Raw genomic sequence first — 26,573 nt, 5'->3', positions numbered from 1 at the left:
AGGAATTTATTCTTTCGCCAGCGGCCCCAGCGCCTCGTCCAGCAGCGCGTGAAGCTGGGCGATGTGAAGCTGATAACTGCCCACGGCCGGCGCGGCCGAGGTCGGGCGGCCGGCATAGACCAGCGTCGCGCCTTGCGGCATCGTGCGCCACAGGCGGTGCTGGGTCTGGTACCAGACGCCCTGGTTGCGCGGCTCCTCCTGGCACCAGATGAAACGGCGCGCGGCGGGATAGCGCTGAAAGGCCTGCTTCAATTCTTCCTCCGGAAACGGATAAAGCTGCTCGATGCGCAGGATCGCGACATCGCGGCGCTGCAGGGCCGTGCGCCGCTCGGTCAAATCATAATAGACCTTGCCGCTGCACAGGACGACCTCTTTTACGTTGCCGCCCTCCAGTGCCTCGGTTTCGTACAGCACCGGACGGAAACGACCCTGGGTCAGGTCCTCCAGGCTGCTCACCGAGGCGCGGTGACGCAGCAGGCTCTTGGGCGTCATCACCACCAGCGGCTTGCGGCACAACCAGCGCATCTGGCGCCGCAACAGGTGGAACAACTGTGCCGGCGAGGTCGGCACGCACACGAACATGTTTTGCTGCGCGCACAGCTGCAAATAACGCTCGAGCCGACCCGAGGAGTGCTCCGGTCCCTGGCCCTCGTATCCGTGCGGCAGCATCAGCACCAGCCCGCACAGGCGTTTCCATTTCTGCTCGCCCGAACTGATGAACTGGTCGATCACCACCTGCGCGTTGTTGGCGAAGTCGCCGAACTGCGCCTCCCAGATGGTGAGGGTTTTGGGATCGGCGGTGGCATAGCCATACTCGAAGGCCAGCACCGCCTCCTCGGAAAGCAGTGAATTGATGACCAGAAAATTCGGCTGTCCGTCGTAAAGATTGCGCAGCGGCACGTAGGCCGAGCCGTCCTTCTGGTTGGTCACGACCGCGTGGCGGTGAAAGAACGTGCCGCGGCCCGAGTCCTGGCCCGACAACCGCACCCCGAAACCGTCCTGCAGCAGACTGGCATAGGCGAGGTTTTCGGCAAAGCCCCAGTCGAGCGGCAGGGCACCAGCCGCCATCTTGCGCCGCGCGTCGTAGATCTTGACGACCTGCGGATGCAGCTCCAGACCTTCGGGAACGTGCAGCATGCGCTCGGTCAGTGCGCGCACCGTCTCGAGACTCACGCGCGTGTCGGTCGCGGGATCGCAGGCGCTGCTCGCGTAGGGGTTCCAGTCCGCGCCGTAGGCATACTCCGATTTTTCCCGGGCCAGCAGATGCGGCGCGACATTGGCGCCGGATTCGAGCCGCTGCTGATAATCCCGCAACATGCCGGCGGCCGCGTCGTCGCTGACGAGTCCGGCCTGTGCCAGGCGCCGGGCGTAAAGCGCACGCGTGGTTGGCAACTCGCGGATGCGCTGATACATGAGCGGCTGCGTCACCGTCGGTTCGTCGGCCTCGGAGTGGCCGTGGCGGCGGTAACAATAGAGATCGATGACCACGTCCTTGTGGAAGGTCATGCGGTAGTCGAGCGCGATCTGGGTGACGAACAACACTGCCTCGGGATCGTCGCCGTTGACGTGGAAGATCGGCGCGCCCACGGCCTTGGCGATATCGGTGCAGTAGAGCGTGGAGCGCGCGTCCTGCTGGAGGCTGGTGGTAAAGCCGATCTGGTTGTTGATGACGATGTGCACCGTGCCCTTGGTGGCGTAGCCGCGCGACTGCGACATGTTGAAGGTTTCCATCACCACACCCTGGCCGGCGAACGCGGCGTCACCGTGGATCACCACCGGCAGCACGCGGTTGCCGCGGCTGTCGCGGCGGCGCTCCTGGCGCGCGCGCACCGAGCCCTGTACCACGGGCCCGACGATTTCGAGATGCGAGGGATTGAAGGCGAGCGCCACGTGCACCGCGCCGGCCGCGCTGCCGATGTCGGAAGAGTAGCCCAGGTGGTATTTCACGTCGCCGGTGCCGCCGTTGGACTGCGCCTTGCCCTCGAACTCGCGGAACAATTCGGCCGGGCTTTTGCCGAGGATGTTGACCAGCACGTTGAGCCGCCCGCGGTGCGCCATGCCGACGATCACTTCTTTCGTTCCGTTGGCGCCGGCGCGCTGGATCAGCTCGTCCAGCACGGGAATCAGGCTTTCGCCGCCTTCCAGCGAAAAACGCTTCTGCCCCACGTACTTGGTGTGCAGGAAATGCTCGATGCCCTCGGCGGCGGTCAGCCGTTCGAGCAGATTGCGCCTGGTTTCGGGCGGATAGGCCGGCAGGCCGCGCACGCTCTCGAGGCTGCTCTGCAGCCAGCGCTTTTCCGCGGTGTCGGTGATGTGCATGTATTCGGCGCCGATGCTGCCGCCGTAGGTGGCGCGCAACTGCGCCAGAATCTCGCGCAGCGTGGCCTGGCGCGGCCCTACCAGCGATCCGGTTTCGAACACCGCGTCGAGATCGGTGTCGGTGAGCCCGTAGTAACGCAGATCGAGCTCCGGGATGGCCGGCGTCTCCCGCAAACCGAGCGGGTCGAGCCGCGCCGTCTGGTGCGCGCGATAGCGGAAGGCGTTGATGAGCTGCAGCACCTTGACCTGCTTGTGCGCGGACTCGACCGGCGCCGCGTGACTGTCTTCGCGTGATACGGCAGCAACCGGCGACTGGTGCGCCAGCCGGCGGAATTCCTCGCGGATCTCGGAATGAGAGACATCCCGCTCAACGCCGTCGACGCGCGGCAGGCTTTCGAAATAACCGCGCCAGGCGGGAGGCAGGGAGGCGGGGTCGCGCAGAAACTGCTCGTAGAGGTCCTCGAGGTACGCGGCATTGCCGTCCGCCAGCGTCGAGGAACGCCAGCGGGCATCGAGACTTTGCTCCTTGGTGGTGATGCGCGTCTGCTTTCTGTCCATGACAGCGTCAAATCGCCGGGATGCCGGGGGGTGGCGGTGCACCACTATCAACTAGCTTAGCAGCTTGGCCGCCCCGACCGCGCCTTGGGGCAGGGCCGGCAGCAGGCCTGAATCCGCCACCTGCCGGGAATCCTGGCGGTCCCCGGCAGCGGGAAAGTCATCACTTTTTCGACGGTTTTTTCCTGCGTTCCTTGGCGGCCTTGCCGATCAGTTCGTCCAGCAGCTTCAGCATCGGTGCCTCGCCGCCGGCCATGGCGGCGGTGGTCAGGTACCTGCCGTCGACCACGATGGCAGGTACGGAGTTGATGTTCAGGTCCTGGTTGAGCTGCTTGGCCTTCTCCAGTTTCAGGCGCACGCCGAAGGAATTGAAGGCTTCGCCGAATTTTTTGCGATCCACGCCGTGATTCGCGGCGAAGCCGGCGATGGTGTTTTCGTCATTGAACGCTCCCGGTTGCTCCTGCACCGCCTTGAAAAAGGCACCGTGCAGCTTTTCCAGTTCGCCCAGAGCCTCGAAGGTGTAATAGGCCTGGCCGTGAATCATCCAGCGCGGGGCGGTGCCGGGCGTGCGCACGAACTGCGCGTTGGCGGGCATTTTCTTCTTCCAGCTCACCAGTGCCGGTTCCAGTACGTAGCAATGCGGACAGCCGTACCAGAAAAATTCGCGCACCTCGACCTTGTCGCCGGTCTCGACCTGTGCCGGAAACGGCAGCACCATGTAGTGCCTTCCTTCCTCGAAACCGGCATGCGCCAGGCCTGGAAGCAGAAACAGCGTCATCAAGCAGCTGCCTATAAATCGTTTCATTTATGGTTCTCCGAAAGATATTTATTAATTGAGGGTAAAAAAACCGGCCTGGCTATGCAACCGCCGCCTTCTGCAAATGCTCGAGCAGCCGGACGTGGATATTGCCGAAACCGCCGTTGCTCATGACCAATATATGATCGCCCGGATGCGCCTCGCGGGACAGCGACCCGATGATCTCCTCCACCGTCGGACAGGCCTGACCGCGACCATCCAGGGCATGCGTCACCCGCTCCAGATTCCAGTTGAGGTCGGCGGGCTTGAGTATCCACACCTTGTCGGCATGCACCAGCGAACCGGCCAGCGTGTCGCGGTGCACTCCCATGCGCATGGTATTGGAACGCAGTTCCAGCGCCGCCAGGATGCGCGCGTCGCCGACCCGGGCACGCAGGGCCTCGAGCGTGGCCGCGATCGCGGTGGGGTGGTGCGCGAAGTCGTCGTACACCGTGATGCCGCGCACCGTGCCGCGCACCTCGAGCCGGCGCTTGACGTTGCGGAACTTCGCCAGCGCCGCCACGGCGGTCGTGACCGGCACTCCGGCGTGACGCGCGGCCGCGATCGCCGCCAGCGCATTGGCCATGTTGTGTCCGCCGAGCAGCTCCCACGCCACCTCCCCCTGTTCCTGCTTCTTGAATAAAACCTGAAAGCGGCTGGCCTCGGGATTGCGCGGGATGGCCTGCCATCCGTCATCCGATCCGAATGGCTCCACCGGGGTCCAGCAGCCCTGCTCCAGCATGTCGGACAGGTTTTCGTCCCGGGCGTTCACCACCAGCAGGCCCGATCCCGGCACGGTGCGGACGAAATGATGGAATTGGAGGGAGACGGCGGCAAGGTCGTGAAAGATGTCCGCGTGATCGAACTCCAGGTTGTTCAGAATGGCGGTGCGCGGGCGGTAATGCACGAACTTCGAGCGCTTGTCGAAAAACGCGGTGTCGTATTCGTCGGCCTCGATGACGAAAAAGGGCGCCTCGCCCAGGCGCGCCGAAACGCCGAAGTTCTCCGGCACGCCGCCGATCAGAAAGCCGGGCTTGAGCCCGGCGTGCTCCAGGATCCAGGCCAGCATGCCGGAGGTGGTGGTCTTGCCATGCGTGCCCGCGACCGCGAGCACCCAGCGGCCGTGTAAAATATTTTCCGCGATCCATTGCGCGCCGGAGGTGTAGCGCAGGCCGCGGTCGAGCACCGCCTCCACCTGGCTGTTCCCGCGCGACAGCGCGTTGCCGACGATCACCAGATCGGGGCGGGCCGCGTCGAGATGGGCCGCGTCGTAGCCTTCCATCAGCCGGATGCCCTGCGCCTCGAGCTGCGTGCTCATGGGCGGATACACCTTGGCGTCCGAACCGGTCACCTCATGGCCGAGATCGCGCGCCAGCAGCGCCACGCCGCCCATGAAGGTCCCGCCAATACCGAGAATATGAATTCGCATTGTATTAATGGAGTCCTGCGCCGCTCCGCTTCGTTCGTTCTGTCATTATCAGTTTGTCACCGGCGCCGGATTCATGAACACGCCCGTCACGCCTATCGAGAAAATCAGATACAAAAGGCTCGCCGCGATGCCCGCTGCCAGGGTGATAGACAGCGCGTGCCGCAATATGTGCCCGAATACCAGCGTATACCACAGCAGGAAAACCGCCCATATCCATTCCGGCTGAAATGCTTCGCGGGCAAGACCGGCGGCGCCCCAGGCCAGCAGCGACAGCACGGCGCCGCAACCGGCGAGCGCGGTGAGCGTCTGGGTCAGGCGGTTTTCCAGGCGCCGCCATTGCAACACCAGGTGCGTCACGGCGGCGAGCAGCAGCGTGTCCACCACGGCCGCCACGATCGCGTTTTCGAACGCCAGCACGTCGAGCACGCCCACCACCCCCGCCGCCGCATAGGCAGCGAGCGCCCCGATCATCCCGGCGCGGGATACCGGCAGATCCTGGGGCGCGGCGCGCAACAGGCAGATATCGATCAATGTCTTCAATGGCATTGCCCGGTACGTAATGTTTGAAGTCGTCTGAAAATCAGCAAAGAATTCGTAACCACAGATGAACACGGATTCACACGGATAATTTTGCTTATCTTAATCTGCGTTCATCCGTGTTTATCTGTGGTTTCAAAAAATTTATTTGAGACAATTTCTAGTTATCACCCGTGACACGGGCGATGCGCCAGCGGGCCTGGGCGTCTTTCTCGAGTCGAACCAGAAACCGGACTTCGCCGGCCACGGGCGTTCCGGGTTGCAGGTAGGCGACATGGATCACGACCGCACGGTGCGCGTCATCCACCGGCCGGGCTTCACCCGCCACGAACTTCAGCGACACACCCTGGGCCTGGCGGGCGCGCAGAAAATCCAGGCCGACACGGGCGGAGAGGTCACTGATCAGTGCGTCGGGATTTTGCTCCGGCGGGAGATTGGCGATGTCACGCAGCGGCTGGATCTCCGCCGGGGATGTCACCAGGGCCTCGATGAAATCCCGCGCCCGCGACTCCGGCGCGCTCCAGAACGGATTGCAGGCGGCCAGCCCCAGGACCAGCCATAAACCGGCGATCCAGGCAGCCCCCGGTTTGTTTATCTGGCAATCGCACCGGTTCATCATCCAAGCATAAACCAAAAACCGGCGCCCCAGACCCGCAGTTGGGCCGGGCGCAGGAAATGCATACACTTCGATAATCATGGCAGGCAAAAAGCAGTGAACCCATCATGACGGAATCACTGGTTCAGGATCCGGCGGCGCTGGCACGGTCGTGCGAGGCATTGCGCGCGCAGGCGTGGATGGCGCTGGACACGGAATTCATGCGCACGCGCACCTATTACGCGCGCCTGTGCCTGGTGCAGGTGGCAACCCCGGAGCAGATCGCCTGCGTCGATACCATTACCTTGCCGACCATCGAGCCGCTGCTGGAGATGATTTACGCGCCGCATACGCTCAAGGTCGTCCACGCCGCGCGCCAGGACCTCGAGGTGTTCGCCGACATCCGCGGCGCGCCGCCGGCGCCGGTGTTCGACACCCAGATCGCCGCCTCGCTGTGCGGTTACGACGATCAGATCGGCTACGGCGCGCTGGTGGAATCCATCACCGGCCACAAGCTGCCCAAGCTGCACACGCGCGCCGACTGGGAGACCCGCCCGCTTCCAGCAGATCAATTGCACTATGCCGAAGACGATGTGCGCTACCTGCGCGACGTGTACCGGTTCCTGGCGCAAAAACTCGAAGCCCTCGGGCGCACCGACTGGCTGCGCGAGGAATGCGCCGCGCTCACCGATCCCGGACTGTACCGCAACGATCCGCGCGAGGCGTGGCGCCGCCTGAAGCAGGGCCAGTCGTTGCCGCCGGCGGCGCAGACGCTGTTACGCGAACTGGCGATGTGGCGCGAACTCACGGCGCAGCAGCATAATCTTCCGCGCGGCTGGGTCGTCGCCGACACCGCGTTGGTGGAAGCCGCCCTGGTCGCCCCGACCGCCCCGGAGGCGCTCGGCCGCATCGCCGGCATCGGCGGGCCGCCGGCACGCAAATGGGGCGAGGAAATTCTGCAAGTCATACAGCACGGCTTGGAGCTGAAGCCCGAACGCCTGTGGGAAGAACCACAGCGTCCCGATCGCCGGCAGCAGGCGTTGTACGAACAACTGCAGACACGCGTGCGTGCCGTCGCCGCGGAAATAAAAATCAGCGCGACATTGATAGCACCGCGCCGCGAATTGCTTAAACTCATCGCCGGCGACAGCAGCGGCAGCCTGGCGCGCGGCTGGCGGCGCGCGCTGATCGGCGAAGAACTGATGCAGCTCTGCGGCAATCCGGCAGCGGCGACAGCCACCTGAAACGGACAATCCTGAACCGATGTCGCTGAAAAAAGAGCTTGGCATTCTGCTCGGAGTGGGCGTCGCGGCCGCGATCATTTTCGGGCCGCTATGGTGGCGCCCGGCCGTTCCCTGCGTGGCCGGCGATCTGACGGCGCGCGCCCAGGCGCGGGTGCCCGATTCACTGAAGGAAATCTATCTGGACGCCGAAGCCATGCGGTTCGGCCTGGGTTCGGCCGCCATCGGCGGCTGGGAGGGCCTGGGCGACGCCGTGGCCGTGGGCGGTCTGGCCTGGGTGCGCACCACGCGCACCGATTCGCCGAAATATTTCGCCACGGTCAGCAACCGTTATTTTCAGTCCAGCGGTTTTGCCTATGTTTCACCCGATCGCGAGCCGATGGCGAGTTTTCGGCTGCAGCAACCGGCGACACTGGCGCAGCTTTGGGAGTCGCTGGCCAGACAATATCCGGAAGGCGTGATGTTCAGCGGGTACGTGCGTGTGGCGCCGCTGCGCCTGATCGCCATCGCGCGGCCCGCCATCGACGGGCGCGCGGTGCTCAAAAACGCGGCTTACTATTACACGCGCCCGATGGAGTCGGCGCCGGAGGCGTGGACCTATGTCGTCGGCATCGCCGCCGCCAAATCCACCACCTCACGTCTGGGTCGCGCCTGGCTGACGTCGCTGCTGGCAGCCCGTCCCGAGGCGGCCGCTAATGGCGCGGGACTCGCACATGCGCTGTGGCTCAAATCCGCACCGGCCGATATCCGGTCCCCGCCGGTGCGCGAGAACGTGAACGCCGTGGGTCAACTGGTGGTGGATCAGACGACGCTGATGAATGGGGAGCTCAAACTTTATCCGGTGACCCGCGCTGGCGGCTGCGGCGATGCGGCACGCGCCCGCTGAAATTATTCAGTTTATTTTTCGATCAGCCGGCAGCAACACAAAGAGTTTTCCGCGCTGGCGCATTGCGCCCGCGGTACGCTCCGCATTTTCGCCAAAACCGAGAAAAAGATCGGCACGCACCGGACCGCGGATGGCGCCGCCGGTGTCCTGCGCGAACACCAGCCGCCGGTACGGGCGCGCATCGCGATTGCCCGGCAGCGAAGTATCGAGCCACACCGGGCTGCCCAGCGGGATGAAATTCGGATCCACGGCGACGGAGCGCTCCGGCTGCAGCGGCACGTTGAGCGCACCGATCGGACCCAGGCTGTCCGGCTCACGCAGGGTGAAAAAAACATAACTGGGGTTGCTGTTCAGCACCGCCTGCGCCTTCTCCGGGTTGGCCTTGAGCCAGGCGCGGATCGCCGGCATGGTCGCCTCCTCCAGCTTCATGAGCCCGGCGTCGACCAGCGTGCGCCCGATCGCGACATAGGGATGGCCGTTCTGGTCGGCGTAACCGACGTGCAGCATCTTCCCGTCCGGCAGGCGGATGCGGCCGGAGCCCTGGATTTCAAGGAAAAACAGCGCCACCGGATCATCGACCCAGGCGATCACGGCGTCGTCGGGCGGGCGCTTGCCGTTACTGATATCGGCGCGCGAGTAGTAGGGCACCACGCGATTGTTGTTCAGCCGACCGCGGTAACGCTTGCCCTGCAATTCCGGATAGAGCGCGCCGAGGTCCACCACGACCAGATCGTCCGGCCGTCCGTACACCGGGTAGCGGAAGCGCCTGGTCTTGCCCCGGCTCCCGTGCAGCAACGGCTCGTAATAACCGGTGATCAGCCCCTCGGCAGTGTCGTTGCTGCCGGACACCTCATGCGCGACAAAGCGCGTCTCGAAAAAGGCACGCGCCGTGTCATCATCCGGGGCGGGAAACAGTGCAGCGTCGGCGCACAGCTCGCCCCAGCGCGCATCGCGCGCGGGCATTTTCTGGCAGCTGCTCTGCAACGCCGGCCACGCCTGCGCCAGGCGCTCGTCCTGCCAGCCCGGGAGCTGCGTCCACGGAACCGGCTGACCGATGCCAGGCGCGCGCGGCGGCGCGCTGATGCAGGAAGCCAGCAGGCAAAGCGCACCGGCGACAACCAGTTTATCGACCGTTTTTTTCACACGAGAACTCAAGATAAGATGGATGCTTCAAACATCGTCTGATTTCTAGCACGTCATATCCCTTCGCGCCACTAAGCACCAACTTGGAATCGCTCGACCCATCCTTGTTCCCGTGGCTGCTGGTTTTTATCGCCGTGGCCGCCATGCTCTATTCATCCGTTGGCCACGGCGGCGCCTCCGGCTATCTCGCCGCCATGGCGCTGTTCGGCGTGTCGGCCTCACTCATGAAACCGGCCGCGCTCGCCATGAACATCGTGGTGGCGGGGCTGGTGTTCACGCGCCTGTGGCGCGCCGGCTTTTTCAATGCGCGGCTGTTCTGGCCGTTCGCGCTCGGCTCGATCCCGCTTGCGTTTCTCGGCGGTGCGATACAACTGCATGAGCGCGCCTATCAGTACCTCGTTGCCGTCGCGCTGCTCGTAGCCGCGTGGCGCCTGCTCCTGGCCAGCCACGAACCGCCGACACGCGAGGCACCGCATCCGGGAGTGGCGCTGCCGGTGGGCGCCGGTCTCGGGTTCGTTTCCGGACTGACCGGCGTGGGCGGCGGAATTTTCCTGAGCCCGTTGCTGCTGTTCCTGCGCTGGGCCAACATGCGAACCACGGCGGCCGTTTCGGCGGCCTTCATCCTGATCAATTCCATTGCCGGCCTGGCCGGTCTCATCACGACCGGCGCAAACTTGCCGCGTGGCCTGCCATGGATGATGCTGGCGGCGGTTGGGGGCGCGCTCGTGGGATCGGAACTCGCGGTGCGACGGCTCGCGCCGGTGCGGTTGCGTCAGCTGCTCGGCGTCGTGCTGGTGATCGCTGCCGTAAAAATGGCGATCACCGCCTGAACCGTTTCAAACTCCAGCCGCGACTTTGGGTGGTTCCGCGAACGGCACCTCGCCCTCATACGGCTCGGCGAAACCGCATTCCTTGACCGGGCAGACCTTTTCCACGCCGCGACGCTTGGTGGTCTTGATGCTCAGGATCGGCCAGCCGCATTGCGGGCACGGTTCCTTGAGCGGCGGGTTCCACACCGCGTACTTGCAGTCGGGATAACGCGCGCAGGAATAGAACACCTTGCCGTAGCGCGACTTGCGCTTGAGCATGGTCGCCTGCTTGCACTCCGGGCACTCCACGCCGGTGTCGGCGGGTTTTTCCAGCGGCTCCATGTGCTTGCAGTTGGGATAGTTGCTGCAACCGATGAAGCGGCCGTAGCGCCCGCGCTTGATCACCAGGTTCGACTCGCACTTCGGGCACTTGCGGTCGGGCACGATCTCGGGCTCGTTCGAGGCGCCGACGGCGTCGTCCACGTTGCGCGTGTAGTTGCAGTCGGGATAGCCGGTGCAACCGATGAAGTAGCCGTTGCGTCCGAGACGCTTGGCCAGTTTCTTGCCGCACTTGGGGCAGGCCTCTTCCATCATTTCGACGCCGGGCCGGTCCACCGATTCCTTCTCCTTCACCTGGTTCTTGAAATCCACCCAGAATTCCTGCAGCACCGGTTTCCATTCCTTCTCGCCGCGCGAGATGGCGTCGAGGTCGTCTTCCATGCGCGCGGTGAAATCGTAATCCACGTAGTGGAAGAAATGTTCCGACAGGAACTTGTTGACCACGCGCCCGACGTCGGTCGGCTTGAAACGGCGGTTGTCGAGCGTCACGTATTCGCGGCTCTCGAGGGTATAAATGATGGAGGCATAGGTCGAGGGCCGGCCGATGCCGTAGGACTCAAGCGCCTTGACCAGGCTGGCTTCCGAGAAACGCGGCGGCGGTTCGGTGAAGTGCTGCTCCGGGCGAATCGCCTTGAGTTCCACCGTCTCGCCTTTTTCCATTGGCGGCAGCAGTTTCTCGTCCTCGGCGGCGGCCTCCGGGGCATCCGCCGGCTTGTCGTCGATGTCTTCCTGGTACACCGCCATGAAGCCGGGCTTGACCACGGTCGAGCCGTTGGCGCGGAACACGTTGCCCTCCCCGGCGGCCATGTCCACGGTGACAGTGTCGAGCACCGCCGGCACCATCTGGCAGGCCATGGTGCGCTTCCAGATGAGCTCGTAGAGTCGCAGCTGATCCGGCTTCAGGTGATCCTTGACCGCGTCCGGGGTGCGCGCCGCCGACGTCGGGCGGATGGCTTCGTGCGCCTCCTGGGCGTTCTTCGACTTGTTCTTGTACACGATCGGTTCGTCCGGCAGGTTGTCGGCGCCAAAACGGTCCTTGATCACTTCGCGGATTTCCGCCACCGCTTCGTTCGCCAGGTTCACCGCGTCGGTACGCATATAGCTGATCAGGCCGACGACTTCGCCATGACCGAGATCCATGCCTTCATACAGCTGCTGCGCCGTGCGCATGGTGCGCTGGGCGGAAAAGCCGAGCTTGCGCGAGGCCTCTTGCTGCAGCGTGGAGGTGGTGAAGGGCGGGGCCGGATTGCGCCGGCGCTGCTTCTTCTCGACTGACAACACTTCCAGCTTGCCCTGGGCCGCGGTCTTCAGGGCGGCGTCGATTTCCGCGGCGCGCGCGCCATTGTCGACCGTGAATTGCTCGATTTTCTCGCCGTTGAAATGGGTCAGCCGGGCGACGAAGTCCTTGCCCTTGGTGTTGAGATCGGACTCGATGGTCCAGTATTCGCGCGCGATGAATTTCTCGATTTCCTCCTCGCGCTCGACGATCAGGCGCAGCGCCGGGCTCTGCACGCGCCCGGCCGACAGGCCGCGGCGCACCTTTTTCCACAGCAGCGGCGAGAGGTTGAAACCCACCAGGTAATCGAGTGCGCGGCGCGCCTGCTGCGCGTTGATGAGGTTCCCGGACAGCTGGCGTGGCGATTCGATCGCGTGCTGGATGGCGGTCTTGGTGATTTCGTGGAATTCCACGCGGTGTACCGGCTTGTCGTCCAGCACGTCCTCCTGCTTCAGGATTTCATGCAGGTGCCAGGAAATCGCCTCGCCCTCGCGGTCCGGGTCGGTCGCGAGATACAGCGAATCGGCCTTTTTCATGGCCTTCACAATGGCGTCGACGTGTTTCTTGTTCTTCTCGATCAGCTGGTACTTCATGCCGAAATCGTTCTCGGTTTCCACCGCGCCCTGTTTCGGGATCAGGTCGCGCACATGGCCATAGGATGCCAGGCAGGTGAAATCCTTGCCCAGATACTTGGACATGGTTTTGGCCTTGGCCGGCGATTCCACCACAATCAGATGTTTTGGCATTCGTTTGACTCAATCACCACAGTGAAAAAATTCCGCGCTGCGCACCTTGCGGCGAATTCATGCGCGCCCGGATCGTGTCAGACCCGAATTGTTGACGATAACCGGCAGGGCTTGTCAAGTCGCAAGACAGCAACAGCGGATCGGAAACGACGGAAACGAAGAACGAATGATGTTGGAAATCAATGCAGATGGCCCTGCATTTCGTCGAACACCAGGTCCTCGAGCATGTGATAGGCGTACTCCTGTCCGGGCTGGTTGAACAGCACGAGCAGCATGACCCACTTGATCTGGTCCAGTGCGATCTCGTCGGCTTCCAGCGCCATCAGCCGGTCGATGATGACCTCGCGCGTGGCCGGGTCGATCACGCCGCTGGTCTCCATGAAATGCAGATAGCCGCGGCATTCCTCGTCGAGACGTTCCTGTTCCTTGGGCGTGTAATGGCGTATGGCGGCGGACCTGGCCGCCGGCGACCGGTCCGTGCCGTGCTCGCGCAGCGACGACAGCCCGTCCAGCCAGGAAAACGCCTTGCGGATTTCGCCGCGGTGGAAACCGGCCTGGGTCAGTTCGTGGGTGAGCGCTTCCTGATCGGGTTGGAATTCGGTGCCTTCATCCATGTAGTTTTCGAACAAGTACATCAGCACATCGAAAACATTTTCTTTCATCAGTCGTTTGCGTCCGGCTCTCGTCGCGTCAGGAAATCCTTTGAACCTTGCCACCCGGACTGCTCGACACCAGTCCGTTCAGCTCCATTTGCAACAGCATGGAGGAAACGGCATCCGCCGTCAATCCGCTGCGTTCGATCAATACATCCACACTGACCGGATCGTGACCGATTTGTTGCAACAGCGCCGCCATCGGCGCATCGAGTGTCGGCACCGGCGCGGCGTTTTCCGGCGCTGACGCGCGTGCCACGCTGGCGAGTGGACCGAGTTCCTCAAGGATGTCCTGCGCCGTCTCCACCAGCTTCGCGCCCTGGCGGATGAGCGCGTGACAACCGCGCGCCTGCGGCGCGTGGATCGAGCCGGGAACGGCGAACACCTCACGTCCCTGCTCGGTCGCGAGGCGCGCCGTGATCAGGGAACCGCTTTGCAGCGCCGCCTCCACCACCAGCGTACCCAGTGAAAGACCGCTGATGAGACGGTTGCGGATCGGAAAATTCTCCGGCAGCGGCGGCGTGCCGAGCGCGAATTCGGACACCAGCGCGCCGCGCGCGGCGATCTCGTGCGCCAGTTCGCGATGCCGCGCCGGGTACACGCGATCCAGGCCGGTGCCGGTCACCGCGACGGTGCTGCCACCGGCCGCGAGCGCGCCGCGGTGGGCGGCGCCGTCCACGCCCAGCGCCAGTCCACTGGTGATGGTCAGTCCCGCGCCGGCCAGGCTTTTGGCGAAGGCCTGGGCGTTTTCCCGCCCCATGGGACTCGGATTGCGGCTACCGACGATGGCGAGCTGCGGATTCGACAACGCTTCGCGCCGGCCGATGACATAAAGCATCACCGGCGGATCGGCGATTTCGCGCAGCAGCGCGGGATAGTCGGTGTCGGTCCAGACCAGCAGGTGGTGGCCGGGCTGCTCCAGCCAGTCGAATTCGGACTGGAAAGTTTGCGCGCCGGGACCATCGAGAATGGCGCTTATCGCTTCGTGCTTTCCCGCCAGCAGTTTATCGAGCTGACCGCGGCTGGCGGAAAAAATATTTTCGATCGAACCGAAGTGTTCGAGCAGTTCGTGCTGCGTGCGTGTGCCCGCGCCGGGCAGGCGCCGCAGCGTGAGCCACAGCGCCAGGGTATCGCGGGATAAAGGTCGCCCGGCTTCGTTCGCCCGGGCATAAGAGTTGGACGGCGCGCCGGTCATGGTGCGCAGTCTAACCCAGGGTGGAATAATTTACGTCAGGGGGTGATGACCGTGTCCATCAGGCGCACCGGGCGGGTGGCCGTCATGATGAGGCCGTAGCTGATTTTTTCGTAGGTGCGGAAAATCATCACCAGCCCCGACTCCTCGTCCGGCAGCTGGTAGCGTTCGTGTGTCAGCGGGTCCTTGTGCGTGCCGACATGACGCATGACGCGCAGCACGCTGCCTTCCTCGACGCCTTCGCGCGTGCCAAGCGAGATGCCGACCACGCTCTGCGGACCGATTTCGCCCACGGCGTTCAGGGCCGAAACGATTTTTCCTTCCACCCTGGTCTTGGGCGGATGCGGGTAGTAATAGGGCAACGAAGCCTTTTTCGGGGCCGCCAGCAGGCGATCGGTCGGGATAATCTCCTGCTTGACCGAGGTCACCACCAGCTTGCTCGGATCGCCCGGCTCAAGCAGTTTCGCGTCACCAAGGTACATGGCCTCGTAGGCCAGCAGCTCGCCGGTATCGGGATGACGGATTGGATTGCCCGGCCGGAAAATCTGGTAATGCTCTTCGGCCCCTTCCTTCAAACCGCGGGCGTAAAACTGGCTGGTGTCACCGAGCGCGATGCGGTCATCAAGCCCGGCGGTAATGTAACCGGCCTGCTCGAGCACATCCTGGTCCACCGCCAACGGTTTCGTCAGAAACGGTGTGATGGCATTCGGCGAAATGGTAGGGATGGCGGCTTCGAGCGGTTCACTGCGCGTCTGCGGGGAGAGCCTGACCGTGCGATCGTCGACACGTCGTTCCACCACCGCTTCGGGCGCCTTCGCGGATTCGGGCAACGACGGCAGCTCCGAACCCTTGCGTTCCACGCTCAGCACCGGCTGCCCGTCCACCCAGGTCAGCACGATCACGTCGCCGGGATAGATCAGGTGCGGGTTCCGGATCTGCTCGTTGATTTTCCAGATCCGCGGCCAGTGCCAGGGGCTCTTGAGAAAGCGGGTCGAGATGTCCCACAAGGTATCGCCCTTGACCACGGTATAGCGCTCGGGGTGATCGGGCTTGAGTTGCACCACGTCCGCCCGCACATGGGCGGAAACGCTCAGGAGCAACGCAATAATAATAAGATGGAAAAAGCGGGTTCCCAGTAGAGGCTTAGGCGACATTCGTCCACGTTCCGTGTAATCTGATGACGTTTTGAGTGTAGTCCATGCTTGGGTGCAACGCCAAGGCTCCGGAAAGGCCAAATTTTGTTGTTATTCAGTGGCCTCTGGGCCGATGATGAACCTGTTTGGCAGTACCTCAAGACAACCGAATTCGACTGAAATAGCATGACCCTACGCACCATCCTGCACTATCCCGACCCCCGTCTGCGGCGCCAGGCCAGCCCGGTTCCGGCAGTCACCGACGACATCCGCCGGCTGGTGGACGACATGGCCGCGACCATGTACGACGCTCCCGGAATCGGACTGGCGGCGATCCAGATCAACGAGCCGTGGCGCGTCATCGTCATCGACATCTCGCAGACCCGCGACCAGCTGCAGGTGTTCATCAACCCGGAGATCCTTTCCCGGGAAGGCGAGCAGGAGTTCGAGGAAGGCTGCCTGTCCGTGCCCGGCATCTACGAGCCGGTGACGCGCGCCCACAACATCCGGGTGCGCGCCCTGAACCGCGACGGCCAGGCGTTCGAGATCGAGGCCGAAGGCCTGCTCGCCACCTGCATCCAGCACGAAATCGACCACCTCGACGGCAAGGTCTTCGTCGATTACCTCTCGCGCCTGAAACAGTCGCGTGTTCGCAAGAAACTGGAAAAGCAGCAGCGGTTGGCGATGTAACTTCTCGCCAGCGAAAAAACAAGAATGGACAGGATTAACAGGATTTCAAAATTCCGGTTTTAATCCTGTAAATCCTGTTAATCCTGTCTATTTTCTTTCATGAATCTCATCTTCGCAGGCACGCCCATCTTTGCCGTTCCCGCGCTCGAGGCGCTGCTGCGCGCCGGCCATCACATACGCGCCGTGTACACCCAGCCGGACCGTCCGGCTGGACGCGGGCGCAAGCTCGCCGCCAGTCCCGTGAAGCAGTGCGCGCAAACCCACGGCATTGAAATCCGCCAGCCGGAAAAAATTTCCGGCGAGGAAAAAATTCTCCACGCCGACGCGCCGGACGCGATGATCGTCATCGCCTACGGTCTGTTGCTGCCACCATCCATCCTCGCCATTCCGCGCCACGGTTGTATCAACGTGCACGCCTCGCTGCTGCCACGCTGGCGCGGGGCCGCGCCGATCCCGCGTGCGATCGAGGCCGGCGATACCGAAACCGGCGTCAGCATCATGCAGATGGAAGCCGGGCTCGATACCGGGCCGGTGCTGGCGGAGGCGCGGATACCCATCCATGCCACCGACACGGCGCAAACGTTGCACGACCGCCTGGCGCAACTTGGTGCTGAAACGCTGATATCCACGCTCGACCAGCTGGCGCGCGGCGGCGTCACACCGCAGCCACAGGACAACGCCGGCGCCTGCTATGCCAAAAAATTAAGCAAGGAAGAATCGCACCTCGACTGGACCCAGCCCGCCGCGGTGCTGCATCGCAAACTACGCGCGCTGAATCCCTGGCCGGTGGCCAGCACCCACTGGCGCGGAAAAACCCTGCGGCTGTGGGAGGTGGCGCCCCTGGATACGCGCGGCGGCGCGGGCGCGCCCGGCACGATCGTGCAGGCCGATGCCGCCGGGATCCGCGTACAGGCTGGCAACGGGATGCTGACTATCACGCGCTTGCAGGCCGAGGGCGGCAAAATCCTGGCGGCCGCTGATTTCCTGAACGGTCACAAACCCGCCATCGGCGACCGGCTGGGCGATGCAGCGCAAAGCAGCCCCAACCGCTAAGCGCGCGGGCACACGGGCCAATCCGCGCGCACTTGCGGCGCGGGTGGTGGAAGCGGTCGCGGTCCAGGCTCGCTATCTCGACGCGGCGCTGACCGAAACCCTCGACGCCCTGCCGCGCTCCCAGGCGCGCGACGCCGCGCTGGTGCAGGAAATGAGCTACGGCACCCTGCGCTGGTTCGACCAGCTTGCGGCCGTTTCCACGCTGTTTCTGGACAAGCCGCTCAAGCCGAAGGACCAGGATGTTTACGCGCTGCTGCTGGTCGGGCTGTACCAGCTGCTGTTCATGCGCGTGGCCCGGCACGCGGCGGTGCAGGAAACGGTGGAGGCCGCGAACGCGCTCAAAAAACCCTGGGCCAGGAATCTGCTCAATGCCTGCCTGCGCGCCGCGCTGCGCGAGGAGGCGCGCGTGCAGGCGGCGATCGCCGCGCGCCCGGAAGCCGCCTTCAGTCACCCGGCCTGGCTGCTCAAGGAAATAAAACATCACTGGCCCGACAACTGGGCCGCGATCCTGGTGGCCAACAACGAGCGTCCGCCCATGGTGCTGCGCGTGAACCGGTTACGCCAATCGCGCGACCAGTATCTGGCGCGCCTGGCCCTGGCCGGCATCGCCGCCAGCGCACACCCGCTCAGCGAAACTGCTGTGGTGCTGGCATCACCGATGGCCGTGACTGAACTGCCCGGTTTCGCCGCGGGCGATGTCTCGGTGCAGGACGCGGCGGCGCAACTGGCCGCGCCGCTGCTCGACGCCCGAGCCGGGGAACGTGTGCTCGACGCCTGCGCCGCGCCGGGCGGCAAGACCGGACACCTGCTGGAACAGGCCGCGCTGGCGGAGCTGGTGGCGCTCGACCGCGAACCGGCGCGGCTGAAGCTGATCGAGGAAAATCTCGCGCGGCTGAAGCTGCACGCGAAAACGGTCATCGGCGATGCCGCGAACCCGGCCAGCTGGTGGGACGGACAAGGATTCGACCGGGTACTCGCCGACGTCCCCTGTTCCGCCACCGGCGTCATCCGCCGTCATCCGGATATCAAGGTCCGCCGCCGTCCCGAGGACCTGTCGCGGCTGGTCGCCACGCAGGAACAGATTCTCGACGGCCTGTGGCCCTTGCTCAAACCCGGAGGTAAGCTTCTATACGCGACCTGCTCGATCCTTCCGGCTGAAAACGAAAATCAGATGACGGCCTTCCTGCGGCGTCATCCCGACGCCACCGAGGACGTCCTGACGACGGAGGCGGGCCGGGCACGGGCCGTGGGACGGCAGATTCTTCCGGGCGAGGCCGGCATGGATGGATTCTATTATGCGAGACTGCGCAAAAATTAAGTGGTACCGCTGGACCGCGGCCGTGCTGGCGCTGGCCGGCCTGGGCAATGCGCTGGCCGACTTCAAGGTGACCGAGATGCAGCCGCGCTTCGTGGAGCGGTCGCTCGTCCTCAACGGCAATCTCGAACTGGGGCTGAACGCCAAGGTGGAAGAGGCGCTGGCCAAGGGCATTCCGCTCGAGGTCGTCATCGAGGTCAACCTGTACCGCGAGCGCCGCTTCCTGTGGGACCGCAAAATCGCCGACTGGACGCTGCACCGCCGCATCCAGTATCACGCCCTGACCGGCCAGTATCTGGTGAACACCATGGAGCCCGAGCCCGAATCGGGCGACAGCCTGCTGACACTGCAGGAAGCGCTGAAGCAGCTGGGCGCGCTTAACGGCGTCGCACTGAAACTGGAAGCGCCGGCGGCGCCGGACGCCGCCTATTCCGTGGACCTGCGCGTCAGTCTCGACATCGAGGCCCTGCCCACGCCCCTGCGGCCGGTGGCCTACACCTCGTTTACCTGGCATCTCAACAGCGGATGGAGCACGTGGAAAGTCGCCCCCTGAAAAGCGAAACCGGGACTGCCCGCCTGCGGACCGAGGGACGGAACCGCACCGTCACCCGTTACGTCACCGGTTTCACGCCGCTGGCGGTACTGTCGCTGCTGCTGATCGCCGCCTTCATCATGATGAACGCGGCGGCGCAGAACTCGGCGCTGTTCGGGCGGCTGTATTCGGTGCTGCTGCTGGTCAACATCCTTGGCGCGGTGCTGCTGATCGCGCTGATCCTGCTCAACCTGTTTCATTTCGCGGAGCAATACCGCGCGCGCGTGGTCGGCACGCGCCTGACCCTGCGGCTGCTGGTGATGTTCGTGGTGCTGGCGGTGGTGCCGGTGTCGGTGGTGTTCTATTTCTCCATCCAGGCGCTCAACCGCGGCATCGACAACTGGTTCGACGTGCGCATCGAGCGCGCGCTCGATGACGCGCTGCTGCTCGGGCGCACCGCGCTCGACGCGCAACGCCAGGACCTGGTGAAAACCGCCCAGGAGATCGCGGTGGAACTGGAAACCCTGCCGCTGCGGCAGAAAATCAGCGCCGACCCTTCGGAGCTTTCGTTGCTCAACGCCCTGCGCGAACAATACAACATTACCGAACTCACGCTGTTTACGCAGGACCGCCAGATTCTCGCGTCCAGCAGCGAGGCCAATCTCGAGGCCGGCACGCTGGTGCCGGACCGGCCGAGTGACTCCGTCATGGCCCAGGTGCGCCAGGGCCTGACCTGGTCCAATCTCGACGCCATCGGCAAGGCCGGCCTGCGGCTACGCGTGGTGGTGCCGGTGCACGCACGCGACGTGGGCGCGCCGCTGCGCATACTGCAGGTGCTGCAGGCGCTGCCTCCGCGCTACGCCAAGCTCGGCGAGTCGGTGCAATCGGCCTTCGCCGAATACGAAAAACTGGTGTACCTGCGCGGGCCGCTCAAGTTCGGCTTCACGCTGACGCTGTCGCTGATCGCGCTGCTGACGCTGCTGATCGCGGTGTGGGCGGCGATCTTCTTCGCACGGCGGCTGGCGACGCCAATCCGCGAGCTGGCCGAGGCCACGCACGCGGTGGCGCAGGGCGACTACCAGAAGCAGATCCCGGTCACCAGCCACGACGAGCTCGGCATCCTGGTCGAATCCTTCAACGACATGACGCGCCGCATCCATCGCGCGCAGCTGCAGTCCAAGCGCAGCCAGCAGGAAGCCGAGATCCAGCGCGCCTACCTCGAAACCGTGCTCGGCCACCTGTCCTCGGGCGTGCTCACCTTCAACCAGCACCTGCTGCTGCGCACGCACAATCCGGCGGCGGCCCAGATTCTCGGAGCCGACCTGCGAGCCGGCGAGCGCAAGCCGCTCGCCTGGCTGGCGGAAAACTACCCGGCGCTGCAGCCGCTGATCGAAGCCGTGGAACAGGCCGCGAACGCGGGGCAGGATGAATGGCAGGTGCAGATCGAGTTGTCGGTCAACAATCACCGCCGCACCCTGATGTTGCGCGGCACATCGCTGCCTTCCTGGCGCGAAAAACGCGGCGCCTATGTCGTCGTGTTCGACGACATCACCACGCTGATTCAGGCCCAGCGCGAGGCCGCCTGGGGCGAGGTGGCGCGGCGCATGGCGCACGAGATCAAGAACCCGCTGACGCCGATCCAGCTCTCGGCCGAGCGCATCCGCCACAAGTACCTGCGCCAGGTGCCGGAGGAGGAACGCGACACGCTCGAACGAGCCACGCGCACGATTATTGAACAAGTTGACTCGCTGAAAACCATGGTCAACGATTTCTCCGAGTACGCGCGCTCGGCCCAGATGCAATCGCGCCCGGTGGATCTGAACGATCTCATCCGCGACGTGGTCGAGCTCTACAAAAACACGCGCGGCGGCGCGGGCGTGGTGCCGCTGCACCGCGGAACCAGAACCGGCAAGGGCAAAACCAGCCGCGCCGTCACCACGAAACTCGATCTCGGCGACCAGCTTCCACGCATCCTGGCCGACCCCGGGCGGCTGCGCCAGGTGCTGCATAATCTGCTGCTCAACGCGCGCGACGCGCTGACCAACACCCCCAGGCCGGTGATCCGGCTCGGCACGCGCGTGGCGGGGGAAAATAATCACCGTTTCGTCGAGCTCACGGTGCAGGACAACGGCCCGGGATTCCCGGACGCGCTGCTGGCGCGCCTATACGAGCCGTATGTCACGCACAAGGAAAAGGGCACCGGGCTCGGCCTGGCCATCGTCAAGCGCATCGTCGAGGAACACGGCGGCACCATCCGCGCCTATAACCTGAAGGAAGGCGGCGCCTGTGTCATCATCCGGCTTCCGGCCGGCACGGCGGCGGCCGAATCGCCGCCGGTTTCCCAAACGGCGCGGGGAGAAACGCAGGCATGAATCCCGGTTACATCCTGGTGGTGGACGACGAGCCGGACATCCGCCGGCTGATGCAGGAAATCCTCGAGGACGAACACTACAAAGTGAGCGCGGTGGAGAACGCCGCGGCCGCGCGCGAGGCGGTGAAAAAACAGCGCCCGGACCTGGTGCTGCTCGACATCTGGATGCCGGGCACCGATGGCATCAGCCTGCTGCGCGAATGGTCGCAGGCCGGCCCGCTGGAGATGCCGGTGATCATGATCTCCGGCCACGGCACGGTCGAGACCGCGGTCGAGGCCACGCGCCTCGGTGCCTACGACTTCATCGAAAAACCCGTATCCATGGGCAAGCTGCTGGTGACCATCGAGCGCGCGCTCGAGAATGACAAGCTGCGCCGCGAAAACCTGCGCCTGCGCCGCCAGGCCGAGCCCGCCGCCACGCTCACCGGCAAGAGCGCGCTCATGCAGCAGCTGCGCGATAACATCGAGCGCATCGCCGCCACCGACGCCGGGGTGCTGATCGCCGGCGAGGCCGGCAGCGGCAAGGCCGTGGCGGCGCGCTACCTGCACGCCCACAGCGCGCGCAAGGATCACCCCTTCGTCGAGGTCAGCCTGACGGCGGTCACGCCGGCGCACGCGGCGGCGCAGCTGTTCGGGCAGGAGAGCAAGGGCGCCGTCACGCCCGGCTGCTTCGAACAGGCCGCCGGCGGCACGCTGTTGCTCAACGAAATAGGCGGCCTCGATCTCGCCACCCAGGCGCGCCTGCTGGATGCGCTCGAACAGAAGCGCTTCACCCGCGTCGGCGGTCATGAACCCATCCCGCTGGATGCGCGCGTCATCGCCGCCAGCGACCAGGACCTGCTCAAGGCGGTGGAGGAAAAGCGTTTCCGCGAGGACCTTTATTACCGTCTCAACGTCGTGCCGCTGCGCGTGCCGAGCCTGCGCGAGCACCACGAGGACGTGCCGGAGTTGATCAATTTCTACGTCAACTGGATGGCTGACAACGAGCACCTGGCGTACCGCAAATTCACCACCGGTGCGCTCAACCTGCTGCGCAATTACTCCTGGCCGGGCAACGTGCGCGAGCTGCGCAACGTGGTGCAACGATTATTGATCCTGCATCGTGGCGAAGAAGTCACCGAGGCCGAGGTCGAGCAGACCCTCGGCAACCCGGCGCCGGTGTCGCCCGAATCCTATCCGCCAACACTCATGGAAATGCCGCTGCGCGACGCGCGCGACCAGTTCGAAAAGGCCTACCTCGAACACCATCTCAAGCGCACCGGCGGCAACGTCGCCGAGGTCGCGCGCCTGTCCGGCATGGAACGCACGCACCTGTACCGCAAGCTCAAGCAACTCGGCGTCAATCCCAAACCGCCCAAGGAATAGGCATGGCGATCGTCGACAACCTGGAAGCCATGCTCGCGCGCGGCCAGGACAGTTCGCTGTTGCGCTACAGCCTCGGCGGCGAATATCTGAAACTCAACCAACCCGGCAAGGCCGCCGAACACCTGCGCCAGGCCGTGGCAAAAGACCCGAAATATTCCGCCGCCTGGAAACTGCTCGGCAAGGCATTGGCCGAGGCCGGGCACAACGACGAAGCGATTAAAGCCTACGAGGATGGGATCAAAGTCGCGGAAGAAAAAGGCGACAAACAGGCGGCGAAGGAGATGGCGGTTTTTCTTAAACGATTACATAAATAGTCGCGCGGACTTCGGTTGTTCAACCTACTCTTTGGCTTCTGTAAAAAACGCGCAGGAGTGTTCGAGGTCAACGAACTGTTTCTGATACTCCAGCATCGCCTGCATCAACACGCCGCATTGTTCCGAGTTGAGCACGCTGTGCAGCTGCGAGGCATTTTTCCACGAATATTCCAGCACTCCGTCGAAGGGCAGCGCGGCGCCGCCGCGCCACTCCCGCATCAGCACGTTGGCCTCCACCATCAGCGTCAGGTCTTTCACGTGGCCCGTCGCGCCCGTGTACGTCATCACCCGGCCGATGAGGGCGTCGAATTTCGGGTCGTTCCAGAACTGGCGGAACTCTTCGGAGCTGATGTCGGCGCGCCGGCGCACGCAGTTGATGAAGCGGATCATGGTCCTGCCTGATGAGTGGTGGCTTACCTGACAGGATAGACGACAAATCCGGCCAGAAAAACGGCTAATACAACCTGGGCTCGCCCGGGGGGCGGGTCTTGAAGCGCTTGTGCAGCCAGAAATACTGCTCCGGCATTTCCCGCACCGCGGCTTCGATTTCCCGGTTCATCTGCGTGGTGTCGGCGAGCGCGTCGCCGGAGGGAAAATCCTTCAGCGGCGGGCGGAATTCAATCTCGTAGCCGCGCCCCCAGGACAACTGGCGCGTGACGCAGGGAATCACCACCGCGTCGGTCATCTGCGCCAGGCGCGGCAACACCGCGAAGGTCGCGGCGGGGATGCCGAAAAACGGCGCGAACACCGAGTTGCGCCGGCCGGCGTCCTGGTCCGGCAGGTAATACAGCGGCATGCCTTTTTTCGTCTGCCGCACCAGCGCCGTGAATGGTTTGTTGTGCTCCACCAGATGCGCCCCAAAGCGCGAGCGGGCGCGATGCATGACATGCGCGATCAGTTCGTTGTCCGGATGGCGGAACACCGATACCACCGGCCGTTCGGCCGAGGTGCGTATGCCGCCGATGTCGAGCCCGAGAAAGTGCGGCGCCAGCAGGATGATGTTTTTGTTCTCGCGCAGCGCCTGGTCGTAATGCTCGCGCCCGCGAAAACGGGTCACCCGGCGCAAGCGGGATTCGGAGGCCCACCAGCCGACGCCGATGTCGAGCAAGGTCTGGCCGAAGGCGCGGAAATGCCGGCGCACGATGCGCGCCTGCGCCCCCGGTGACAGCTCCGGGAAACACAACCGGATGTTGACGTGTACCACACGCCGACGCGGGGCATGCAGGGCATACAACAACATGCCCAGCGCCCGCCCGAACAAGGCAATCACCGGCAACGGCAGCCAGCTCACCGCACGCATGAACCCGAGACCGACCCACGTTGGCCAGTAGCGCGGATGCCGGAAGCGACGCAGGCCGGTCTCAGCCATAAGGCGACGGCGCGTTGCCCGGACGGGTCTTGAACAGCTTGAAAGTCCACAGGTACTGTTCCGGCATGGGGCGCAGGCCTTCCTCGATCGCTTCGTTCATGCGCGCGGCATCGCGCACGCGATCGCCGTTGGGAAAATCCTCGAGCGGCGGCTTCAGGATCACTTCGTAGCCGCGCCCGCCCGGCAGCAGGCGCGTGAAGCACGGCACCACCAGCGCGTTGGTCATGTGCGCGAGCCGGCCGAGCGTGGTCAGCGTCGCCGTCGGCACGCCGAAGAACGGCACGAACACCGACTGGCGCTGGCCGAAATCCTCGTCCGGCAAATAATAGAAGGCGAGCCCCTGTTTCAGCCCGCGGATCACCGGGCGCAAGCCCTGCGTGCGCGACAGCAGGAAACTGCCGAAGCGCATGCGCCCGCGGTTGAGCAGCCAGTTGACCACCGGGTCGCGCTGCAGCTTGACCATCGAGAACGTCGCGCGCGCGCGGCTGGCCATGGTGCCGCCGAAATTCAGGCCGACGCAGTGCGGCGCGAGCAGGATGATGTTGCGTCCGCGCAGCTCGTGATACTGCTCCAGCCCGCGGAAGTGCGTCTTGCGCAGCAGACGGCGTTCCGAGGTCCACGCGAGCCAGGCGAGATCGAAATAGCTCTGGCCGTTCACGATGAAATGCCGCCGCAGCAGATGCTCGCGCTCGCGCAGGCTGAGTTTCGGAAAACACATTTCGAGATTGACACGCGCGATGCTTGCGCGCTTTTCATTCGTGACCATCATGAGCAGCCCCAAGCCGGCGCCGAGCGCGCGCGACCAGGCGAGTGGCAACAGCGCGGTGCAACGCAGAAACAACAGCCACAGCCAGCTCGGCCACCAGCGCGGCGCATACGCGCTTTTCGGCAGCTTGAGTGTCAGATAGGAAGGTGATTGATCCCGGCCGTCGGTCCTGGTTTTCGTCGAACGTGATGGGCTCATGAAATGGATGCATGCCGCCGTATCGCCGGCGCGGCGGCTTGGGCTGCGCTCCCTGCTGGATTGTTCCTGACAAGACATATCTTAAGGCAAGACGAAGCAACGAAGCGACCCGAACCGCATCGCCGCATAACGCTGGACAAATATATCGGTGATGCCATCATGGCATACTGCCGGTCGCGCTCAAGGGCAAGGAAGACAAGATGCATCGTTACGAAATCGCATGGGAGTTATCGTGAATCAGGACATACGAGCGAACGCCGTCTTTAGGGTCCCAAAACATCGTTGCGAAGCGAACAGGGCCGCCGTTACGAAACACTTGATCACGCTGATATCGCTGCTCGGACTCGCCTCGCTGGGCGCGGCCTGCGGCCAGGAGAGCGGCGGCGGGAAAACCGCCGGCACTACCGCGACCGAAAGCCGCACCATCGAAACCGCCACCGTCGCCACGAATGCCGCCACAGCCGCCAAACAACCGGCAGCGGCCAAAAGCACCGCCGCGGTCCGGGAAACCGGCGCTACGCGCGCGGCGGTCACCCTGATGGCCACGCCGTACAGCGATGCCAAACCGGCCGGCCAGCTGGCGGCGAACACCACGGTGGATATCCTCGAGCGCCGTGGCGGCTGGCTGCGTATCTCTGCCAAGGGCGCGAGCGGTTGGGCCAAATTGCACCAGGTGCGCGTGGGCGAGGGCCCGGAGGCCACAAAGTCCGGAGAGGGTCTGGCGATTCTGAAGAATGTCGGCGAGACCGGCCGCTCCGGATCGACGGGCATCGTCGCCACTACCGGCATCCGCGGTCTGAGTGCCGAGGGGCTCAAGAATGCCAAGCCTGATCCTGCCGCCGTGAAGGCAATCGAGCACTATCGCGTCACCGCCGCCCAGGCGCGCGAATACGCCAAGTCTGCCGGCCTGAAAGAAGCCAGCGTCCCGGCCCTGCCGAAACCGGAATAATC

At 64.3% G+C, this 26,573-nt stretch carries 24 protein-coding genes; 11 read left to right on the top strand and 13 right to left on the bottom strand.

The genetic code is table 11. The features are described 5' to 3' along the window. Nucleotides 1-6 precede the first annotated feature (6 nt). The 5 genes from SCL_RS00205 to SCL_RS00185 all read right to left on the bottom strand — a co-directional run bounded on the left by SCL_RS00205 (nucleotide 7) and on the right by SCL_RS00185 (nucleotide 6,255). A complete protein-coding gene (locus SCL_RS00205) occupies nucleotides 7-2,877 on the bottom strand; it encodes a 2-oxoglutarate dehydrogenase E1 component (protein WP_096359052.1) in 2,871 nt (956 codons plus the stop codon). Between the two features lie 160 nt (nucleotides 2,878-3,037). Continuing rightward, nucleotides 3,038-3,679 (bottom strand): thiol:disulfide interchange protein DsbA/DsbL, encoded by a 642-nt coding sequence (locus SCL_RS00200; protein ID WP_096359051.1) that lies wholly within the window; start codon nucleotides 3,677-3,679, stop codon nucleotides 3,038-3,040. A 52-nt stretch (nucleotides 3,680-3,731) separates the two neighbouring features. Further along, on the bottom strand, nucleotides 3,732-5,099 hold the full coding sequence (gene mpl, locus SCL_RS00195; RefSeq protein ID WP_096359050.1) for a UDP-N-acetylmuramate:L-alanyl-gamma-D-glutamyl-meso-diaminopimelate ligase: 1,368 nt from the start codon (nucleotides 5,097-5,099) through the stop codon (nucleotides 3,732-3,734). A 48-nt stretch (nucleotides 5,100-5,147) separates the two neighbouring features. Beyond that, nucleotides 5,148-5,645 (bottom strand): hypothetical protein, encoded by a 498-nt coding sequence (locus SCL_RS00190; RefSeq protein ID WP_096359049.1) that lies wholly within the window; start codon nucleotides 5,643-5,645, stop codon nucleotides 5,148-5,150. Between the two features lie 151 nt (nucleotides 5,646-5,796). Continuing rightward, nucleotides 5,797-6,255 carry a hypothetical protein gene (locus SCL_RS00185; protein WP_096359048.1) on the bottom strand — a complete coding sequence of 153 codons (459 nt, stop codon included), beginning with the start codon at nucleotides 6,253-6,255 and terminating at the stop codon, nucleotides 5,797-5,799. Nucleotides 6,256-6,359: 104 nt separating this feature from the next. Between SCL_RS00185 and rnd the strand changes: the two genes are divergently transcribed. Continuing rightward, on the top strand, nucleotides 6,360-7,475 hold the full coding sequence (gene rnd / locus SCL_RS00180) for a ribonuclease D (RefSeq protein ID WP_096359047.1): 1,116 nt from the start codon (nucleotides 6,360-6,362) through the stop codon (nucleotides 7,473-7,475). A gap of 19 nt (nucleotides 7,476-7,494) precedes the next feature. Next, nucleotides 7,495-8,358 carry a hypothetical protein gene (locus SCL_RS00175; RefSeq protein WP_096359046.1) on the top strand — a complete coding sequence of 288 codons (864 nt, stop codon included), beginning with the start codon at nucleotides 7,495-7,497 and terminating at the stop codon, nucleotides 8,356-8,358. A gap of 6 nt (nucleotides 8,359-8,364) precedes the next feature. Here SCL_RS00175 and mltA read toward each other — a convergent pair whose 3' ends face one another. Continuing rightward, the gene (mltA, locus tag SCL_RS00170) at nucleotides 8,365-9,501 is read right to left on the bottom strand and encodes a murein transglycosylase A (protein WP_096359045.1); all 1,137 of its coding nucleotides are present in this window, start codon (nucleotides 9,499-9,501) and stop codon (nucleotides 8,365-8,367) included. Between the two features lie 83 nt (nucleotides 9,502-9,584). Here mltA and SCL_RS00165 point away from each other — a divergent pair, with 83 nt between their 5' ends. Then, on the top strand, nucleotides 9,585-10,331 hold the full coding sequence (locus tag SCL_RS00165) for a sulfite exporter TauE/SafE family protein (protein ID WP_197702654.1): 747 nt from the start codon (nucleotides 9,585-9,587) through the stop codon (nucleotides 10,329-10,331). A 6-nt stretch (nucleotides 10,332-10,337) separates the two neighbouring features. On the opposite strand, the gene topA is transcribed toward SCL_RS00165, so the two are convergent. The 4 genes from topA to SCL_RS00145 all read right to left on the bottom strand — a co-directional run bounded on the left by topA (nucleotide 10,338) and on the right by SCL_RS00145 (nucleotide 15,670). Continuing rightward, nucleotides 10,338-12,671, bottom strand: coding sequence for a type I DNA topoisomerase (gene topA, locus SCL_RS00160; protein WP_096359044.1), 2,334 nt, complete (start codon nucleotides 12,669-12,671; stop codon nucleotides 10,338-10,340). Nucleotides 12,672-12,850: 179 nt separating this feature from the next. Next, a complete protein-coding gene (locus tag SCL_RS00155; RefSeq protein ID WP_096359043.1) occupies nucleotides 12,851-13,333 on the bottom strand; it encodes a Smg family protein in 483 nt (160 codons plus the stop codon). A 28-nt stretch (nucleotides 13,334-13,361) separates the two neighbouring features. After that, nucleotides 13,362-14,519 carry a DNA-processing protein DprA gene (dprA, locus tag SCL_RS00150; RefSeq protein ID WP_096359042.1) on the bottom strand — a complete coding sequence of 386 codons (1,158 nt, stop codon included), beginning with the start codon at nucleotides 14,517-14,519 and terminating at the stop codon, nucleotides 13,362-13,364. 35 nt (nucleotides 14,520-14,554) lie between these two features. Next, entirely contained in the window at nucleotides 14,555-15,670 is a 1,116-nt protein-coding gene (locus SCL_RS00145; protein ID WP_096359041.1) for a LysM peptidoglycan-binding domain-containing protein, read from the bottom strand. Between the two features lie 165 nt (nucleotides 15,671-15,835). On the opposite strand from SCL_RS00145, the gene def reads away from it, so the two are divergent. The 7 genes from def (at nucleotide 15,836) to SCL_RS00110 (ending at nucleotide 23,289) form a co-directional block, all read left to right on the top strand. After that, nucleotides 15,836-16,339 (top strand): peptide deformylase, encoded by a 504-nt coding sequence (gene def / locus SCL_RS00140; protein WP_096359040.1) that lies wholly within the window; start codon nucleotides 15,836-15,838, stop codon nucleotides 16,337-16,339. Between the two features lie 99 nt (nucleotides 16,340-16,438). After that, the gene (fmt, locus tag SCL_RS00135) at nucleotides 16,439-17,392 is read left to right on the top strand and encodes a methionyl-tRNA formyltransferase (protein WP_096359039.1); all 954 of its coding nucleotides are present in this window, start codon (nucleotides 16,439-16,441) and stop codon (nucleotides 17,390-17,392) included. Continuing rightward, nucleotides 17,364-18,710 carry a 16S rRNA (cytosine(967)-C(5))-methyltransferase RsmB gene (rsmB, locus tag SCL_RS00130; protein ID WP_096359038.1) on the top strand — a complete coding sequence of 449 codons (1,347 nt, stop codon included), beginning with the start codon at nucleotides 17,364-17,366 and terminating at the stop codon, nucleotides 18,708-18,710. The genes fmt and rsmB overlap by 29 nt, the downstream gene beginning before the upstream one ends. Continuing rightward, a complete protein-coding gene (locus SCL_RS00125; RefSeq protein ID WP_172425851.1) occupies nucleotides 18,688-19,260 on the top strand; it encodes a DUF4390 domain-containing protein in 573 nt (190 codons plus the stop codon). Before rsmB ends, SCL_RS00125 begins: the two co-directional genes overlap by 23 nt. Next, nucleotides 19,242-21,611: a sensor histidine kinase gene (locus SCL_RS00120; protein WP_197702653.1), complete on the top strand. Its 2,370-nt coding sequence runs from the start codon at nucleotides 19,242-19,244 to the stop codon at nucleotides 21,609-21,611. The genes SCL_RS00125 and SCL_RS00120 overlap by 19 nt, the downstream gene beginning before the upstream one ends. Beyond that, nucleotides 21,608-22,975, top strand: a complete 1,368-nt coding sequence (locus SCL_RS00115) for a sigma-54-dependent transcriptional regulator (RefSeq protein ID WP_096359035.1) — start codon at nucleotides 21,608-21,610, stop codon at nucleotides 22,973-22,975. The genes SCL_RS00120 and SCL_RS00115 overlap by 4 nt, the downstream gene beginning before the upstream one ends. Before the next feature lie 2 nt (nucleotides 22,976-22,977). Next, on the top strand, nucleotides 22,978-23,289 hold the full coding sequence (locus tag SCL_RS00110; protein WP_096359034.1) for a tetratricopeptide repeat protein: 312 nt from the start codon (nucleotides 22,978-22,980) through the stop codon (nucleotides 23,287-23,289). Between the two features lie 24 nt (nucleotides 23,290-23,313). Here SCL_RS00110 and SCL_RS00105 read toward each other — a convergent pair whose 3' ends face one another. From SCL_RS00105 to SCL_RS00095, 3 genes are all read right to left on the bottom strand, one after another. Next, nucleotides 23,314-23,679: a hypothetical protein gene (locus SCL_RS00105; protein ID WP_096359033.1), complete on the bottom strand. Its 366-nt coding sequence runs from the start codon at nucleotides 23,677-23,679 to the stop codon at nucleotides 23,314-23,316. Nucleotides 23,680-23,743: 64 nt separating this feature from the next. Then, entirely contained in the window at nucleotides 23,744-24,658 is a 915-nt protein-coding gene (locus SCL_RS00100) for a lysophospholipid acyltransferase family protein (RefSeq protein WP_096359032.1), read from the bottom strand. Continuing rightward, on the bottom strand, nucleotides 24,651-25,622 hold the full coding sequence (locus SCL_RS00095) for an LpxL/LpxP family acyltransferase (RefSeq protein ID WP_172425850.1): 972 nt from the start codon (nucleotides 25,620-25,622) through the stop codon (nucleotides 24,651-24,653). Before SCL_RS00095 ends, SCL_RS00100 begins: the two co-directional genes overlap by 8 nt. Nucleotides 25,623-25,938: 316 nt before the next feature. On the opposite strand from SCL_RS00095, the gene SCL_RS00090 reads away from it, so the two are divergent. After that, nucleotides 25,939-26,571: an SH3 domain-containing protein gene (locus SCL_RS00090; protein WP_096359030.1), complete on the top strand. Its 633-nt coding sequence runs from the start codon at nucleotides 25,939-25,941 to the stop codon at nucleotides 26,569-26,571. The last annotated feature ends 2 nt before the right edge of the window (nucleotides 26,572-26,573 follow it).

The sequence above is a fragment of the Sulfuricaulis limicola genome, assembly GCF_002355735.1.
Taxonomy (GTDB): Bacteria; Pseudomonadota; Gammaproteobacteria; order Acidiferrobacterales; family Sulfurifustaceae; genus Sulfuricaulis; species Sulfuricaulis limicola.
This window is presented reverse-complemented; position numbering and strand designations above follow the sequence as displayed.